We start from the raw sequence: 16,669 nt of genomic DNA, 5'->3' as shown, positions 1-16,669 counted from the left end.
TCACTGCCCTCCGCGCTGCGCCGGGGCGGCCGCCGGCTTGCTGATCAACTCGTTCAGCGGCAGGTAGGGCAGCACGCCCTGGCCGCCGACGGCGTCGTCGATCATGATCTTGTTCGAACCCTTCAGCACGCTTTCCAGGGTCTCCAGATAGAAGCGCTCGGCCGTGATCTCCGGCGCCGCGCGGTAGGACTTCAGCACCGAGGTGAAGCGCGCCGCGTCGCCCTGGGCCTTGGCCACCACCTGCTCGCGATAGGCCTCGGCCTCCTGCGCGATCCGCTCGGCGTCGCCGCGGGCCCGCGGCACGATGTCGTTGCGGTAGGTCTCGGCGTCGTTGCGCAGCCGGTCCTGGTCCTGGCGGGCGCGCTGGACGTCGTCGAAGGCGTCGATCACCTGCTGCGGCGGCGCCACCTTCTGCAGCTGCACCTGGTCGATCACCACGCCGGCGCCGGGCCGGCCGGGGGTGCCGTAGCTGTCGAGCGTCGCCTGCAGCAGGCGCCGGGCGTCCTGCTCGATCCGGCCGCGGGCCTCGTTCAGCGCCGGCTGGATCTCGGTGTGGCCGATCACCTCGCGCATCGCGCTCTCGGCCGCCACCTTCACGGTGGCGTTCGCCTCCTTGATGTTGAACAGGTAGGCAACCGGGTCGGAGATGCGCCAGAGCACGACGAAATCGATGTCGATGATGTTCTCGTCGCCGGTCAGCATATGGCTTTCATCCGGCACGTCGCGCGGGGCCGCGCGGCCCTCGCCGCTGGTGAAGCCGATCTCGATCCGGTTCTGCGTCGTCACCGACGGCTTGGTCACCGTCTCGATCGGCGCCGGCAGGTGATAGCGCAGGCCGGGCGATTCCGTGCGGACATAGGCGCCGAATCGTTGGACCACGCCCAGCTCGTCCGGCTGCACCCGGTAGATGCCGGTCAGCAGCCAGCCGATGATGATGACGACGATCGCGATCAGGATGCCGCGGCCGCCGCCGAAGCCCTTGGGCATGACCTGGCGGAACCGGTCCTGGCCGCGGCGGATCATCTCCTCGATGTCGGCCTGGCTCGGCCCGCCGCCACGTCCCCAGGGATTCTGTCCGCCGCCTTGCGGTGATCCACCCCAGGGGCCGCCCCCGCCGCCGCCACCACCGCCTTGATTACTCCACGGCATCCAGTTCCCTTCCCCCGTCGACCGCCCTGTCATCCCGGGCGCCGGATGCTATATCTCGGCGCGACGGGCAGCAAATGTGGAGCCTGTCATATTGGACAAAGGGCAGGAAGTTCAACCATGGCGACAGGCCGGACGACGGTGACCGAGGCCGCGGTGCGCGAGGCGCTGGGCAAGGTGCAGGACGATGAGCGCGGCGGTGATCTCGTCGGCCTTGGCATGATCTCCGGCCTGACCCTGCGGGACGGCCATGTGCTGTTCTCGATCGAGGTCGATCCGCAGCGCGGCCCGGCCCTGGAGCCCTTGCGCCAGGCGGCGGAGAAGGCGGTGGCGGCGATCCCGGGCGTGCTCTCGGTCACCGCGGTGCTGACCGCCCATCGCGGTTCCGGCGCGGCAGCCCCGGCCGCCCCGCAAGGCGCCCAGGCCCGGCCCGCCGCGCCGGGTGGGGCACAAAGCCGCAAGCTGCCCGTCACCGGCGTCGGGTCGATCATCGCGGTCGCCTCCGGCAAGGGCGGTGTCGGCAAGTCGACCACCGCGGTCAACCTCGCCCTGGGGCTGGCGGCCCTCGGCCTCAAGGTCGGGCTGCTCGACGCCGACATCTACGGCCCGTCGATGCCGCGGATGACCGGGATCACCGGCAAGCCCAACTCGCCGGACGGCAAGAGCCTGGATCCGAAGGAGAATTACGGGCTGAAGGTGATGTCGATCGGCTTCCTGATCGACGAGGAGACGCCGATGATCTGGCGCGGCCCGATGGTGCAGTCGGCGCTGTCGCAGATGCTGCGCGACGTCAACTGGGGCACGCTCGACGTGATGGTGGTCGACATGCCGCCCGGCACCGGCGACGCCCAGCTGACCATGGCGCAGCAGGTGCCGCTGGCCGGGGCCGTGATCGTGTCGACGCCGCAGGACATCGCCCTGCTCGACGCCCGCAAGGGCCTGAACATGTTCCGCAAGGTCGATGTCCCGGTGCTCGGGATCATCGAGAACATGAGCTATTTCTGCTGCCCGAATTGCGGCCACCGCACCGACATCTTCAGCCATGGCGGCGCGCGGGCCGAGGCGGAGAAGCTGGGCTGCGACTTCCTCGGCGAGATCCCGCTCGACATCGCCATCCGCGAGACCTCGGATTCCGGGCACCCGATCGTGGTCTCGGCACCGGACAGCCCGCATGCCGAGGCCTATCGCGGCATCGCCGCGCGGGTGTGGGCCAAGCTGCGCTCCGGCGCCGGCCCCGTTGCCCCCCGGATCGTGATCGAGTGAGCCGGGCACGGCGTCACCACCTCGCCACAAATCGATCCGATAAGAAGCCGAACCGAACGGCGCCGGGATCGACCGGACGCCCCCTCGGAGTGGGAGAGTGATGGGACGCTTCTGCCGGATCGCGGCCTTCGCCTTGCTCGCAGCCGGACTCACGGCTGCGGCGCGGGCCCAGGCCTTGCCGGATTCGGTCGAGATCCAGAACCGGCGGGCCGGCACGGTCGAGGATCTGCGCGTCTCGCCCGATTTCGAGAGCTCCTGGGGCTACAACCGGCTGCGCGCGGCACCGCTGGCGCCCGGCGCCTCCGCCCGGATCTCGATCGACGACCTGCGCGGCGGCTGCTATTTCGACGTCAAGGTGCGCCAGAAGGACGGCGCCGAGGCCGAGTATTGGAGCCTCAACCTGTGCAGCCGGCCTGTCATCGACCTGGAGTGAGCGGTCAGGACGTGCCGCCGGCCTGACGCCTCTGGTTCCAGAGCGGCATCGGATCGGCCGGCGTCGAGGTGCCGACCGGCTTGGCCTGGCTTGTCAGGAAGTCGCGGATCGCCTGGGCCGTCGCCGGCGTGGTGAGGGTCTCGTTCTGCAGCTTCGGCAGCACGTCGCGGCGGAAGTCGGCGATGTCCTGGCGCTGCTGCGGCGTCGTCGCCTGGGCGTCGAGATCCTTCAGGTACTGCGTCATGCCATGCGCGCCGCCCTCCGGGAACAGCACGCCCTGGCCCTGCTCCGACCATCTCAGGAAGGAGTCGAGCCAGCCCGGCACCGCCAGTTGCCGGAAGCTGCCGGCGTCGCTATAGGTGCGGAGGGTCATCCCGCTGTCCTGCACCGCCTTGGAGACCCCGCGCGGCGTCTCTTTGGACTTGCCCGGCGGGTCGATCTTGACCTGGCCGCGGAACTCGAGCGACAGCGCGCCCGGCAGGAAGGGCAAGCGCAGCGCCGGCAGCTTGAACGACCCGGTGATGCGAGTCGCCTCGGCCACGAAGGAAGCCATCGGCCCGGCGAGCCGGCGGTACATGTTGACCTCTGACGGCACCGCGGGCACGCGGCGGGTACGCCCGCGATCGCCGCCCAGCACGCCCGGCAAGCGGCCCGATACGGCGTCCGGCAGCGCGCCGTTCACCATGTTGCGGGCCTGGTACGCCGCATTGGCGCGGATCTGGTCCGGATTGGGCAGGCTGTCCGGCAGGCCGGGGATGCGCTCGGTCGGGTAACGGTCGTTGAAGATGAAATCGGCATTGGCCGCGTCGGGATGCCACTGATAGTCCTTGCCGGTCAGCAGATCGACATACTGCTCCGCCGGCTTGCCGGTGACCGCCGACAGCCGCATGCCGCTGGCCCGACCGGGCACGTAGGACTGCGCCGCATTCGGGTCGATCCGCCCGCTCCCGACCAGGTCCTGGATGGTCGCGAGGTCCGGCTCCGAGTCCAGGAGAAGCTGCCTGGTCTCGTCGTCCACCACGATCCGGGTCCGCATCGACAGCCGCCCATAAGTGGCCTGCATCTGCTCCCAGGCCTGCTGCGACAGCTTGGTGCCCTTCGGGATGGTGACGGTGATGTTGTCCTCCGGCCGCCGCTCGGCGCCGACGCGCCAGATCTTGTTCAGCCCGGGGATCAAGTTGGTCCAGGCGCGCGGCCGCAGCCCGGCCTTCTGCTCCTCCATCAGCTTGGTGAAGCTGATGTCGTTCGGCACCTCGACGAAGGCGTCGGTGTCCTTTCCGGCGACGGTGCCCAACAGGTCCATCTCGCCCGGCTCGAGCCGGACGGTCTGCGCGTCCGGCAGCATGGCGCCCCAGTTCAGCTCCATCACCGTGCCGCTGCCGTCGGCAGCTTCGCCGACCGTGCGCACGGCCTGCAAAGTCGGCAGGAAATCGGCCTTGACCTGGGTCGGGTCGGTGGCGAGCAGCGTGCGCTCGCCCTGCTTCAGCACGGTCGATCCCTTGATCTGGAACACGGTCTGGTTGGAGGTGGGCATCAGCCCCGCCTCCTTGAGCGTGACGTTGCGGTATTCGCGCGGCCGCTGCGACACCGTCAGCTCCTTGCCCAGGGTCAGCCGCAGCGGCTTGGTCGACCCCATCACCAGGCTGTCGATGACGGACTGGCCGATGGCCCGGTAGTTGGTCTTGGTGCTGATCGCCCCGCCGAAGGACGCCATCGTGGGCTGGCCGAGCTGCGGGGCGCCCGCCGCATCCGTGGCCGGATCCGCGCTGCCGAGGATCCGGACCTGGGCGCCGAGGCGGAATTCCGGCCCTTTGTTCTGCCAGCCCCAGAGCTTCGGGACATCGCCCTCCTGCCGCACGCCGCCATTGGCCTGCAGCATGTCGCGGCGGTCGGCGACCCGCTGCATCATCTGCGGGTGCATGGCGATGTTCTGGACGGTGCCCGGCACCGCCCCCATCACCGACGAGATCGCCTCGTCTCGGTTCATGTGGCGGCCTTGGGTCAGCTGCGCCACCAGCTCGGCGCCGCCGAGATTGCTGACCACGTCGTTGCCGAACTGGGCGGTCACGCCCAGGCGCGACAGGCGGGTGACGTCGCCGGCCGTCTGCTGGGTCGCCTGGGTGGTCCCGGTCGCCGCCGGGCTGACCACGCGCTGAGTCGGGATGGCCCCCGAGACCGCGCCGGTCACCGGGGCGGTGGCCAGATAGATGCCCTGGGTCTTGGCGGAATTCAGCATCTGCTGCCCGCCCTCGGCGGTGAACAGCTTGTTGTCGAAGGCCAGCCGGGTGGCGTCGGAGGCGAGCTGGCCGGTGCCGTTCACCGCCTGCCCGACCGTGCCGCCGGCCGAGGTGGCGATGACCCGCGCGCCGAGGTTCGGCAGCGCGGTGGCGCCGAGCCGGGTGCCGACGGCGGCGGTGACCTTCATGCCGGCGGTCGTGGCCCCGGCGGTGCTGATCGACGACACCGCGTCGATCGCCGTGTCCTTCAGCGTCGCCTTGGTGTGGTCCCAGCTGACGCCGGCACCGTCGCCCTTGGCGCCGTCCCAGCCGGCCGCATCCATGCCGAAGCCGATGATCGAGCTGTGGCCGTCGGCGTACATGTCCTCGCCCTGGGCCACGGCGCTGATGTCGCCGGCCGCGTCGATCAGCTCATAGGTGCCGAAGCCCGCCGCGAATCCGGCCACGACATTGCCGCCGGTGGCGGCCGTGGCGACGATGCCGACCGTCGTCGCGGCAACGACCCGGCCGACCTCGCCGATGGTGTTCCAGGTCGCATCGCTGTCCTCCATCGCCTTGGCGTGATCCTGGAACTCCTGGTCGAAGTTCCCGAGGACGGCGTTCACCTTCTGCTCGTATTGCGACTGCGGCAGCCCGGTGTCGTTGGCCTTCAGTTGCTTCAGGTCGTCGAGCTTGTCTTCCAGGAAATCCTGGAACTCCTCGCCCGAGCTCTTGCCCGGCGTGACCCAGCCCCAGCCCTTGCGGACGAAGCTCTGGTCGTCGAGCTTGTGGTTGACCTTGTCGAGGTCGCCTTGGATCGCCGCGATGCTCTGGTCCAGCATCGTGTTGCGCGACTCCTGCTGAACCTCGCTGTCGACCTGGCTCAGCGCCTGCTGCGTCTCCAGCGACAGCCGGTCGGTACCGACCGCCCAGCTGTTCAGCGCCTGCAGCTTCGCCTGCTGGTCGTCGGTGAGCTGGAGCTGGCCGTTGGCGTCGAGCTTGACGGTCTGGCGCAGCTCGCTGGCGATCGCCGACTGCACCGCGTCCCAGTTGCGCTGGCTCGCCGCCGATGCCGCGCCATTCTGCCGGTCATACGCGAGTGCGGTGTCGATCACGCTCTCGGTCTGAGCGCTGACTGGCGACGTCCGCTGCTGGAAGTAGATGTCACCCGGGTTGATGCTGTTCGGATCGGGGAACTGCCGGTTGTCGGCGATCCCGTTGCTCCCCACCAGCTGCACCAGATCGTCGCCGGGGCGCACCTGACCCGCCGTCTCGTAGCCATGCGATTCGGGCGGGCGCCCCTCGGCTGCGGCTCGCGCGGCCAGGGCCCGCCGCACCGCGGCCTGGAATGCCGGATCGGGGTTGGGCCGGACCGGGCTGGCGGGACGTGGGTTGCGCTCGATCGGCTTCAGCATCTCTTCCCGCCGCCTTGATGGACCGGTCGGGAAGCTTAGGAAACTTGCGTGACACCGTTATTTCATATGTATGACAAAGAGGACGCCGCACTCGAAATAGGATTTTCGTCAGAGAATCCTAAACGATAGCGATCTTCATCGAACCGTCATCTTTCTGAGACTGCCCCTCGCTTATGGTGCCGCCAAACGGAGAGGGATGGAGGCCGGAATGGCGATCGAGGTCGACAAGGACGGGCGTCTGCTCAAGGTCGAGAACGGCGTCACGACCTATGTGCCCACCGGGCAGCAGCAGCAGTGGCAGGCATCGGTCCAGGCCGCGATGCAACGCAACGGCATCGACCCGGACCAGGCTTCGAACATGCGGTTCCTGATCGCCGAGCGGGGCGATTCGCAATGGTCGATGGCGGAGCAGGTCGGCTCACCATGGTCCGAGATGACCGCCCACAACAACTTCGCGAATGACGACCTGATCCAGATCGGCGAGGCCGTGGCGGTGCCCGCCCCCACCGCCGAGGGCGCCGCGGCCCTGGGCCCCGAAGGCCGAGACGCCTTCGCCCAGAGCATCGAGACCCGTGCGAACAAGGCCGCAAACGCCGATTCCGGCACCGCCATGCAGCAATGGGCCGGGATCGACGCCGATATCGAGACCTATCTGAATTCGGTGCCGCAGGACGACTTTGTCCAGGCCACCTTCGACCTGGTCGGCTACGACTATGCTGCCGAGGGCTCCGCCCATGCGCGCAGCTTCGTGATCAACCATGCCCTCGACGCGCTGGGCAACGACACCGGTGCGCAGCAGCAGTTGGTCGACCAGCTGCTCGGCCAGGAGTGGCCGACCAACGGCGACGACATCAAGGCCGACGTGACGGAGGTTGCGCAGCAGCGCGGGCTGACGACCACCGGCACCCAAGCCCCCGCCGACGCGCCGCAGACCGATCCGAAGCTGACCGCGATCCAGACGGCCGCCGACAGCGGCGACCGCGCCCAGCTCAGGGCACAGATCTGGAACTACATCGGTCCGGTGAACGGCGCCGACAACAGCGCCAAATTCGAGGCGGTGACCGGGCACGACTGGGGCGCCTCCTCCGGCCTGGTCATGGAGGAGCTGTACAACACGGTCGTCCAGAACGTGAACGACCCGGTGCCCGCCGCCACGAATCCGGGAACGGAGAGCCCCATCCCGGGCAACACGCGCCAATACCTGAAGAACTATCTCGCCGCCCTGCCCGCGGTGTGCACCGACCTGCCCGAGGAGCAGCGCCAGCATCTCGAGCAGTACAAGGTGGCCGACAAGCTGTCGGGTCAGGAGTGGGAAAACAACGACGCCACGAGGCCGCTGGTCACAGCGGCACGGAACGAGCTCGGCATCCCGCAGCGCTAGCAGCCAGGCGGCGTCAGGCCGGCCGGTCCAACACCGCCATCAGCTCGCGCCATTCGCGCGGGCTGAGGCCGCTGTCCGGCTGGGCCACCGCCTCGCCCGCCAGCATCCGGCGCAGCGCGGCGAGGCCGGGGGCGGAGATCGTGGCCGCGTTCATCCGGTAGTCGCGGAACGCCCGGGTGGTCAGCGGCACCCAGCGCTCCATCGAATCCAGCATCACGTCGGCATAGGCGCGGATCTCGTACTGCGCGTGCGGATCGGCCCGCAGCCTCAGGAAATGCATGAGGTTGTGCAGATCCGTCTTCCAGTACCACTGGGTGTAGGTGTTGAGCGTCAGGTTCATTCGTGCCAGCTCGCGCGCCAAGCCCTGGCGATTCGGGTCGACCGGCTCGGCACCGTCGATCTCCTCGTTCAGCATCCAGGCATAATCGCGCCAGCAGCGTTCGGAATCCTCGCGCAACAGGTCGAGCACCTGCGACGCCTCCTCCCCCTGCAGCACCGCGTCGCGGCCCTGGCGGTTGCTGCTGGACTGCGCCGCCAGATGCTCCGGCGCCGGCAGGTAGAACTCCCGGTCGAGGATCGAGTAGCGGGCGGAGTACTCGTTCACATTGGCGGTGCGGTGCCGGATCCACTGCCGCGCCACGAAGATCGGCAGCTTCACATGGTACTTGATCTCGCACATCTCGAAGGGCGTGGTGTGCCAGTGCCGCATCAGGTAGCGGATCAACCCCTCGTCTTCCGACACCTTCTTGGTGCCGCGGCCGTAGGAGACGCGCGCCGCCTGCACCACCGCCGAATCATCGCCCATGTAGTCGATCACGCGGACGAAGCCGTGGTCGAGCACGGGCAGCGGTTCGAACAGGACCTCCTCCAGCGCCGGCACCGTGGCGCGGCGGGTGGCGAAGGTGGCGGCGCGGATCTGGTCCAGCTCGGCGCGCTGGTCGGCGGTGATCGTCATCGGGTCAGGTTTCTGTCAGAGAATTTCCAGATAGTGTAGCGGCGCCGGGTTCCAGGACCAAGGGCTGGTGCAATCCGGTGCGGGGCTATGGCCGCCACATTCCACAAGTTTAAGGCAATTGCATCCCAGAACAGTCTCATTATCCTGATACGAATCATCTTTTCCCATTTCATTGCAGGATATTGCAGCATGCCGGCTCCGACCGATCCGCTCTATGCCCAGCAATGGCATCTCACCGGCGCCTGGGGCATCAATCTCGGCAACCTTTGGGAAGAATTCACCGGCAACGACGTGGTCGTCGCCGTGCACGACCAGGGCATCGCCTTCAACCACACCGACCTGGACGGCAATCTCGACACAGCGCACAGCTTCAACGCCGCCACGGGCGGCGCGGGTGGTGCGCCGGTGACGGCCGACGACAACCACGGCACCGCCGTCGCCGGCATCATCGCCGCCGAGCGCAACGGCACCGGCGTGGTCGGAATCGCCTATGGCGCGACGCTGCTGTCCTATTACGACCCGCTGTTCCTCGACACGCTGCAGAGCGCGGCGGCGAACGCGCGCAACCGTGCGGCGACGGATGCGGATGTGCTCAACAACAGCTGGGGCTTCGGCAACGCCTTCTTCGACGATCCGAACTCCGCCTTTCTCGACAATTTCTCCAGCTCCACCTGGACCGCCGCCCGCGCGGCCACCGTCAACGCCGCCACCAATGGGCGCGATGGCCTGGGCACGATCATCGTCCAGTCGGCCGGCAACGCCTACGGGTATGGCGACGATACCAACCTGCACAGCTTCGCCAACAACCGCTGGACCATCACCGTCGGCGCCACCAACCAGGATGGCAGCCTGTCCGACTACTCGACCCAGGGCGCCTCGATCCTGGTCGGGGCGCCGGGCAGCCCGAGCGCGGGCACCATCGTCACCACCGACCGGGTCGGCGATGCCGGCTATGCCGCCGGCAGCTACACCACCAGCTTCAACGGCACCTCGGCCGCGGCGCCGATGATCTCCGGCGTCGTCGCCCTGATGCTGGACGCCAACCCGAATCTCGGCTGGCGCGACGTGCAGGAGATCCTGGCCTACAGCGCCCGCAGCGCCGCGACCACATCCGGCGACCAGACCAACGGTGCGACCAACTGGAACGGCGGCGGCCTGACCGTCAATCACGACATCGGCTTCGGCCTGGTCGACGCCCATGCAGCGGTGCGCCTGGCCGAAAGCTGGAGCGGCCCCGCGCACACCAGCGCCAACGAGATCAGCGTCTCCGCCTCGGCGTCGCCCGGCCTCGCGATCCCGGATGGCGATGAAGGCGGCACGACCACCAGCCTGACGATCGCCACCGGGATCGAGATCGACCGCGTCGAGGTCGGGCTGAACCTCACCCATAGCTGGATCGGCGACCTGCAGATCGTCCTGACCTCGCCGGACGGCACCCGGAGCACCCTGGTGAACCGGCCGGGTCTGGGCGAGCTCAGCGAGAACGGGGCGGACCAGAACAACATCGTCTTCACCTTCAGCACCGTCCAGGATTGGGGCGAGAGTGGCCAGGGCGTGTGGTCGCTGACCATCCGCGACCTGGCCGGCGGCGACACCGGCGTGCTCAACTCCTGGAACCTGCGCCTGTACGGCGATGCCGCCAGCGCGGACGACACCTATGTCTACACCAACGAATTCGCCACCAGCGGCGCCGATGCGGCGCGCCGGATGCTGAGCGACGCCGGCGGGGTCGACATGATCAACGGCGCGGCCCTGACCGGCGCCACGGTGATCGATCTCGCCGCCGGCACCGCCGCCATCGCCGGCCGGGCCGTCACCTTCGCCGCCGGCACGGTGATCGAGAATGCGATCGGTGGCGACGGCGCCGACCAGCTCACCGGCGGCAGCGGCATCAATCACCTGAGCGGCGGCCGCGGCAGCGACGTGCTCCGCGGCGGCGCCGGGGCCGACGTCCTGGACGGCGGCGCCGGCATCGACCTCGCCAGCTATTACGGCAGCTGGATCAGGGTGGTGGTCAACCTGACCACCGCGACGGCCAGCGGCGGCGATGCCCAGGGCGACAGCCTGGCCAGGATCGAGAACCTGTCCGGCAGCCAGGTCGGCGACGCCCTGTACGGCAGCGCCGGCGCCAACACCCTGTCGGGCTGGTGGGGCGACGACCTGCTCGTCGGGGTCGGCGGCCAGGATACGCTGGCCGGCGGCGCCGGGGCGGATCGCTTCGCCTATGGCAGCGCATGGGAGAGCCAGGTCGGCGCCGGATCCGACCGGATCACCGATTTCAGCCACGCCCAGGGCGACAAGGTCGATCTGTCGGTGATGGACGCCGATGCCGCCCTCGCCGGCAACCAGGCCTTCAGCTTCATCGGCACAGGGCTCTACACGCACCATGCCGGCGAGCTGCGTTTCGCCGCGACCGACCCGACCACCACCACCATCGCCGGCGACCTCAACGGCGACGGCGTCTCGGACTTCCATATCCGGCTGACCGGGTTGATCGGCTTGGTCGTCGCCGATTTCGTGCTGTGACGGGGCGATGACGGTTTCCACCCTTCCATCCGCGCCGCCGAGCCCCTATCTTAGGGGTGTCGGGCAACCGACTATGACGATAAACGCCTTTTGGAATAGACGCTGCGGACCCGGGGGCGGTACCCGGCGCCTCCACCAAATCTCCGGTGTTGGACGGAGCATGGGGGCGAAATAGGATCGACGCGTGTAGTAAAGGAAAGGTTTTCGTCCGGCATGGTTCCGCCGTTATCGGGCCATTGCAATAGTTGCCAACGACAACTTTGCTGAGGTTCGCGCGGCTGCGTAAGCAGCTAAGCGTCCTCGATCAATCCCTCGGCGGTTAGCCCCGTCGAGGTGGGGCTTGGGGCACCCAGCAACAGAACGCCCCGCTTCTCTCTTCCAAATCTCGGCCGGAATGTCGGACATGGGCGGCCGTCTGCCGCGCGTCTCCCTTTTCATCCCGCCGGCCCCGGTCTAGTGTGATCGGATGGACGACGAACTTCGATATGACCGCATGGTCGAATCCGCCCTGCGGGGCGTGGTCAGGGAAGCTTTGGCCAGTGCGGCCGAGAAGGGGTTGCCGGGTGATCATCATTTCTACCTGACCTTCGTGACCAATCATCGCGGGGTCGCGATTCCGGAATACCTGCGGCAGAAATACCCGCAGGAGATGACCATCGTCCTGCAGCACCAGTTCTTCGGGCTCGAGGTCTGCGAGGACCGGTTCTCGGTCTCGCTCAGCTTCTCCAGCAAGACCGAGCGCCTGGTGATCCCGCTGGCCGCGATCTCCACCTTCGCCGACCCGTCGGTCAACTTCGCCCTGCAGTTCCAGTCCGCGAAGGAGGCTGCCGAAGCCGAGGCCGCGGAGGACGGCATCGCCGACGAGGACACGGCCGAGTCGGCGCAGGACGATACCGGCAAGGTGGTGCAGGGGCCGACCGGCAAAGGCCCGTCCGAAGCTGCGCCGGCCGATGGCGCCAAGATCGTGACGCTGGACGCGTTCCGGAAGAAGTAGGCTGCCACCCCACAAACCTGTCATGCCCGGGCTCGATCCGGGCATCCAGGAATGTCGAGGCCGCGCTGGGTCGCCCCTGGATCGCCGGGTCAAGCCCGGCGATGACAAGCAACGAATCTTTAACCTACGAGGCCGTCGCTCCCCGCCCCTCGCGCAGCCGGGCGGCCAGCCGGAACGGTGCCTCGGCCAGGTCGCCGAGCCGCTTCAGCCCGGAGATCTGGCGGCCGAAGGCCAGCACCTCACCGATCCGGCGCTCGAGGAAGGCGCCGGTGATCTCCTGCCCCTCCGACCGGTCGTCGAGCCAGACCAGCAGGGTCGAGGCATAGACCCCGGCCAGCAGCCCGCGCTTGGAGTAATAGTTGATATCGGTCGAGCGGTCGCCGGCGGCCCGCCACATCGCGTCGACGGTGCGGTGCAGCTGGCGCAAGCCCCGGCGCGACAGCGGCCGCAGCGCCCGCCGCGCCAGGTCGCGCCGGACCGCGTCGCGATAAGGCAGCAGCAGGTCCAGGCGCACCGTCACCGCCCGGGCGATCTTCTCGCGCACCCGCAGGCTCTCGAAGGCCTCGCCCTCCTCCGCCAGTCGGGCCAGCATCTCCCGGTCGGCCCAGTCATGCAGATGGTCCGACAGCTCGGCGATCCCGCCGGGGACCAGGACAGCGACCTCGTCGAGCCCGAATCCGGCATCCTCGGCGCCGAGCCGCAGCGCCGGGCGGGTCCAGCCATCGAAGGCGACATGCGGCAGCACCGCCAGCAGCAGGGCGTCTCGCTCGGCCGTCTGGTCGCTCAGGGTCTGGTCGGTCATGGGGATTCCCTCAGGCTCGGTCGGCGAGATGGTGCGCCTCGGCGTCGACCGCCAGGTCGGTCAGGTCGCGCAGGCGGTCGAGATACAGCACGCCGTCGAGATGGTCGACCTCATGCTGTACCACGCGGGCGTGCAGCCCTTCGGCCTCGCGCTCGATCACCTGGCCGTCGAGGCCGAGGCCGCGATAGCCGATCCGGCGCCAGCGGGGCACCAGGCCGCGGAAGCCCGGGATCGACAGACAGCCCTCCATCCCGACCGCAGTGTCGTCGGCCAACGGCACGATCTCCGGATTGATCAGCACGGTCGGCCCGTCCGGCGCCGGCGGCTCGCCCTCCTCCTGCCGGCCGGGCGGCACTTCGAACACGATCAGCCGCAGCGGCCGGTACACCTGCGGCGCCGCCAGGCCGATGCCCGGCGCGTCGCGCATGGTCTCGATCATGTCGGCGGCCAGCCGCGCGATCTCCGGGTCGCCCGGGTCGGCAACCGAGTCGGCGATCTGGCGCAGGATCGGATGCCCCATGCCGGTGATCTTCAACAGAGTCAAAGCCTTGTCTCCTGGAAAGGGGCCAAACCTGATCCGCCTCGGCTTGGCAAGCAAAAAATCGCATGATACAAGGCAGGCTCCGCAAACCCCTGCGCCGGCCTCGCTTCCGGCGGTGAAAGGAGCTCAGGCAGAACGTGCAAGTCCATGTCCGTGACAACAACGTCGACCAAGCGCTGCGTGCGCTGAAAAAGAAGATGCAGCGCGAGGGCATCTTCCGGGAGATGAAGCTTCGTCGCAACTACGAGAAGCCGTCCGAGAAGCGCGCCCGCGAGCAGGCCGAGGCCGTGCGCCGCGCCCGGAAGGTGGCGCGCAAGCGGCTCGATCGCGAAGGTTTCTGACGCTCCCTGACCGCGGCCCGCCGCGGTGACCGACCGGATCGACCACACCGCCGGAGGCCCCGCCTCGCGGCGGTTTTGTCTTTCGCCTCACAAGTCGGGGCGGCCCCGGCGCCGACGACGATGTCATTCCCCGCAGAGCTGATGTAGGAATCGGGTAAGGCGCCGCCCGCAGGGCGGCCGCCGGCAACGAAACCCGGGGGAAACATGCTCATCGGCGTGCCGAAGGAAATCAAAACCCACGAGTACCGTGTCGGCCTGACCCCGAGCTCCGTCCGCGAGCTGGTCCATCACGGTCACAGCGTCATCGTCCAGACCGGTGCCGGCGCCGGGATCGATTTCGGCGACGACCGCTACCGCGCCGCCGGGGCGGAAATCGTGTCCTCCGCCCAGGAAGTCTTCGACCGCGCCGAGATGGTGGTGAAGGTCAAGGAGCCGCAGCCGGACGAATGCCGCATGCTGCGCCGCGGCCAAGTGCTGTTCACCTATCTGCATCTGGCACCCGACCCGCGCCAGACCGAGCTCCTGATGAAGTCGGGCGCGGTCGCCATCGCCTATGAGACCGTGACCGATGCCCGTGGCGGCCTGCCGCTGCTGGCGCCGATGAGCGAGGTGGCCGGCCGGATGTCGATCCAGTGCGGCGCCCATTGCCTGGAGAAGATCCAGGGCGGCCGCGGCATGCTGCTGGGCGGCGTGCCCGGCGTGCCGGCAGCCAAGGTCGTCGTGCTGGGCGGCGGCGTGGTCGGCACCAATGCGGCGCGCATGGCGATGGGCCTCGAGGCCCATGTCACGGTGATCGACAAGTCGCTGCAGCGGCTGAAGGAGCTGGACCTGCAGTTCGGCGCCGAGCTGAACACAATCTACTCGACCGTCGACGCGATCGAGGAATACGTCACTGGTGCCGACCTGGTCATCGGCGCGGTGCTGGTGCCCGGGGCCGCGGCGCCGCGGCTGGTGACCCGTGCGATGATCTCGAAGATGAAGCCCGGCTCGGTGGTGGTCGACGTCGCCATCGACCAGGGCGGCTGCTTCGAGACCTCGAAGCCGACCACCCATGACAACCCGACCTATGTGGTCGACGGGGTGGTGCATTACTGCGTCGCCAACATGCCGGGCGGCGTGGCGCGGACCTCGACCGTGGCCTTGAACAACGCCACCCTGCCCTTCGCCCTGGCGCTGGCCGACAAGGGTTATCGCCGGGCCTGCCTCGACGACCCGCATCTGCGCGAGGGGCTGAACGTCCATTCCGGCCAGATCACCAACAAGCCGGTGGCCGAGGCCCTGGGCCTGAACTACGTGCCGACCGAGGTGGTGCTGCGCGCCGCGTGAGCCGCCGCCGCGAATGAACTGGAGGCCGCCGGAGCGATCCGGCGGCCTTTGTCTTACCAGTTCGCCAGCGATTCCCACAGGATGCGCTCGATATCGGCCGGCCCAACGGGCTTCGGCGCGCCGACCAGCAGCCGCTGCTGCTTCATGGCACTCACGACCAGGGCCGGGATGTCGGCCTCGCCATAGCCCAGCGCGGCGATGCCGCTGGGCGCGCCGACCTGGCGCATCAGCGCGATCAGCGCCCTGGGCAGGCTGTCCGGCCCCGGATCGCTGACCGGACGTCCGGTCAAAAGCTCCGCCGCCCGGATGTGCTTCTCCGGTGCCGAATCATAGGTGAAGCGGAACGCCGCCGGCGAGGTCACGATCACCGAATAGCCATGCGGCACGAAGGCGTGGTCGCGGCTATAGCCCTCGGCGTGGAACACATGCTTCAGCCCGGCGATCGGATAGGCGCAGGCGTGCGGGATGTGCACTCCGGCGGTGCCGAAGCCGATCCCGGCCATCGTGGCGCCCAGCATCATCGCGCCGCGCGCCTCCAGGTCATCGCCGTCGGCGACCGCCCGGGCCAGGAAGCGTCCGCCGAATTCGATCGCCTGCAGCGACCAGATGTCGGCCACCGGGTTGCTGCCCTGGTAGGGCGGCCGGTCGTCCGGCGTGGCCGGGCGCGGCCGGGCGTCGAACGGTTTGGAGATGTAGGATTCGACCGCGTGGCAGACGACGTCCAACCCGGCCGAGGCGGTGACGCCGGCCGAGGTGGTGCGCGCCAGCTCCGGGTCCACCAGCGCCAGGCTCGGGCGGATGTACCGGTGCGAGATGCCGGTCTTCAGCTTGAGCTCGGGGATGTCGAGGATGGCGACGGTGGTCGCCTCCGACCCCGAGCCGGAGGTGGTCGGCACCGCCACCAGCGGGAACAGCGGCCCCGGCGGCTTGCGGCCGCCGCCGATCGGCGCGTTGACGTAGTCCATGATGGCGCCGCCATGGCGCTTGATCAGGTTGGCGACCTTGGCGGTGTCGATGGTCGACCCGCCGCCGAGCGCGACGAAGCCGTCGACCTCCGCCGAAAGCGCGACCTCGGCGGCGAGCTCGAGCGAATCGAGGGTCGGCTCGACCGCGATGCCCTCGAACCGAGTTACGCCGATGCCGCTGCGCTGGATGATGCCGATCACCCGGTCGACCAGCTCGAATTCGTGCAGCGCCGGATCGGCGACCAGCAGCACCCGGGAGACGCCGAGGCGCTTCAGCTCCCAGCCCAGCTCCTCGGCCGCGCCGGCGCCGAACTTCAGCGGCGCCGCCTCGATGGTGAAGATGCTTTCGAGGGATTCGGTCATGC

At 68.8% G+C, this 16,669-nt stretch carries 13 protein-coding genes and 1 other RNA gene; 8 read left to right on the top strand and 6 right to left on the bottom strand.

The annotated features are described in order from the left end of the window. Window positions 1-1,149 (bottom strand): FtsH protease activity modulator HflK, encoded by a 1,149-nt coding sequence (gene hflK, locus QFZ27_RS22050; RefSeq protein WP_429228591.1) that lies wholly within the window; start codon window positions 1,147-1,149, stop codon window positions 1-3. A 117-nt stretch (window positions 1,150-1,266) separates the two neighbouring features. Here hflK and apbC point away from each other — a divergent pair, with 117 nt between their 5' ends. Beyond that, complete coding sequence (gene apbC, locus QFZ27_RS22045; RefSeq protein WP_429228590.1) at window positions 1,267-2,409, top strand: iron-sulfur cluster carrier protein ApbC; 1,143 nt, start codon at window positions 1,267-1,269, stop codon at window positions 2,407-2,409. Between the two features lie 100 nt (window positions 2,410-2,509). Further along, on the top strand, window positions 2,510-2,842 hold the full coding sequence (locus tag QFZ27_RS22040; protein WP_429228589.1) for a hypothetical protein: 333 nt from the start codon (window positions 2,510-2,512) through the stop codon (window positions 2,840-2,842). 4 nt (window positions 2,843-2,846) lie between these two features. On the opposite strand, the gene QFZ27_RS22035 is transcribed toward QFZ27_RS22040, so the two are convergent. Further along, complete coding sequence (locus tag QFZ27_RS22035; RefSeq protein WP_429228588.1) at window positions 2,847-6,473, bottom strand: hypothetical protein; 3,627 nt, start codon at window positions 6,471-6,473, stop codon at window positions 2,847-2,849. Window positions 6,474-6,681: 208 nt separating this feature from the next. On the opposite strand from QFZ27_RS22035, the gene QFZ27_RS22030 reads away from it, so the two are divergent. Beyond that, entirely contained in the window at window positions 6,682-7,854 is a 1,173-nt protein-coding gene (locus QFZ27_RS22030; RefSeq protein WP_429228587.1) for a hypothetical protein, read from the top strand. 13 nt (window positions 7,855-7,867) lie between these two features. On the opposite strand, the gene thyX is transcribed toward QFZ27_RS22030, so the two are convergent. Continuing rightward, window positions 7,868-8,809, bottom strand: a complete 942-nt coding sequence (gene thyX, locus QFZ27_RS22025; protein ID WP_429228586.1) for an FAD-dependent thymidylate synthase — start codon at window positions 8,807-8,809, stop codon at window positions 7,868-7,870. Between the two features lie 189 nt (window positions 8,810-8,998). On the opposite strand from thyX, the gene QFZ27_RS22020 reads away from it, so the two are divergent. The 3 genes from QFZ27_RS22020 (at window position 8,999) to QFZ27_RS22010 (ending at window position 12,329) form a co-directional block, all read left to right on the top strand. After that, on the top strand, window positions 8,999-11,335 hold the full coding sequence (locus QFZ27_RS22020; RefSeq protein WP_429228585.1) for a S8 family serine peptidase: 2,337 nt from the start codon (window positions 8,999-9,001) through the stop codon (window positions 11,333-11,335). Between the two features lie 19 nt (window positions 11,336-11,354). Then, window positions 11,355-11,705: a transfer-messenger RNA gene (gene ssrA / locus QFZ27_RS22015) on the top strand. Between the two features lie 123 nt (window positions 11,706-11,828). Continuing rightward, window positions 11,829-12,329, top strand: a complete 501-nt coding sequence (locus tag QFZ27_RS22010; RefSeq protein ID WP_429228584.1) for an SspB family protein — start codon at window positions 11,829-11,831, stop codon at window positions 12,327-12,329. 124 nt (window positions 12,330-12,453) lie between these two features. Here QFZ27_RS22010 and QFZ27_RS22005 read toward each other — a convergent pair whose 3' ends face one another. Together QFZ27_RS22005 and def are read right to left on the bottom strand one after the other, a co-directional pair. Continuing rightward, on the bottom strand, window positions 12,454-13,131 hold the full coding sequence (locus tag QFZ27_RS22005; protein WP_429228582.1) for a COQ9 family protein: 678 nt from the start codon (window positions 13,129-13,131) through the stop codon (window positions 12,454-12,456). Between the two features lie 10 nt (window positions 13,132-13,141). Then, entirely contained in the window at window positions 13,142-13,675 is a 534-nt protein-coding gene (def, locus tag QFZ27_RS22000) for a peptide deformylase (protein ID WP_429228581.1), read from the bottom strand. Between the two features lie 134 nt (window positions 13,676-13,809). On the opposite strand from def, the gene rpsU reads away from it, so the two are divergent. Then, window positions 13,810-14,013, top strand: coding sequence for a 30S ribosomal protein S21 (gene rpsU, locus QFZ27_RS21995; protein ID WP_429228580.1), 204 nt, complete (start codon window positions 13,810-13,812; stop codon window positions 14,011-14,013). Between the two features lie 204 nt (window positions 14,014-14,217). Then, window positions 14,218-15,339, top strand: coding sequence for an alanine dehydrogenase (ald, locus tag QFZ27_RS21990; RefSeq protein WP_429228579.1), 1,122 nt, complete (start codon window positions 14,218-14,220; stop codon window positions 15,337-15,339). Window positions 15,340-15,392: 53 nt separating this feature from the next. On the opposite strand, the gene QFZ27_RS21985 is transcribed toward ald, so the two are convergent. Further along, window positions 15,393-16,667, bottom strand: coding sequence for a hydroxyacid-oxoacid transhydrogenase (locus tag QFZ27_RS21985; RefSeq protein ID WP_429228578.1), 1,275 nt, complete (start codon window positions 16,665-16,667; stop codon window positions 15,393-15,395). Between the last annotated feature and the right edge of the window lie 2 nt (window positions 16,668-16,669).

The sequence above is a fragment of the Inquilinus ginsengisoli genome (assembly GCF_050434925.1).
Classification (GTDB): domain Bacteria; phylum Pseudomonadota; class Alphaproteobacteria; order DSM-16000; family Inquilinaceae; genus Inquilinus; species Inquilinus ginsengisoli_B.
The sequence above is the reverse complement of the archived record's forward strand: the minus strand, read 5'-3'. Positions and strand labels throughout refer to the sequence as shown.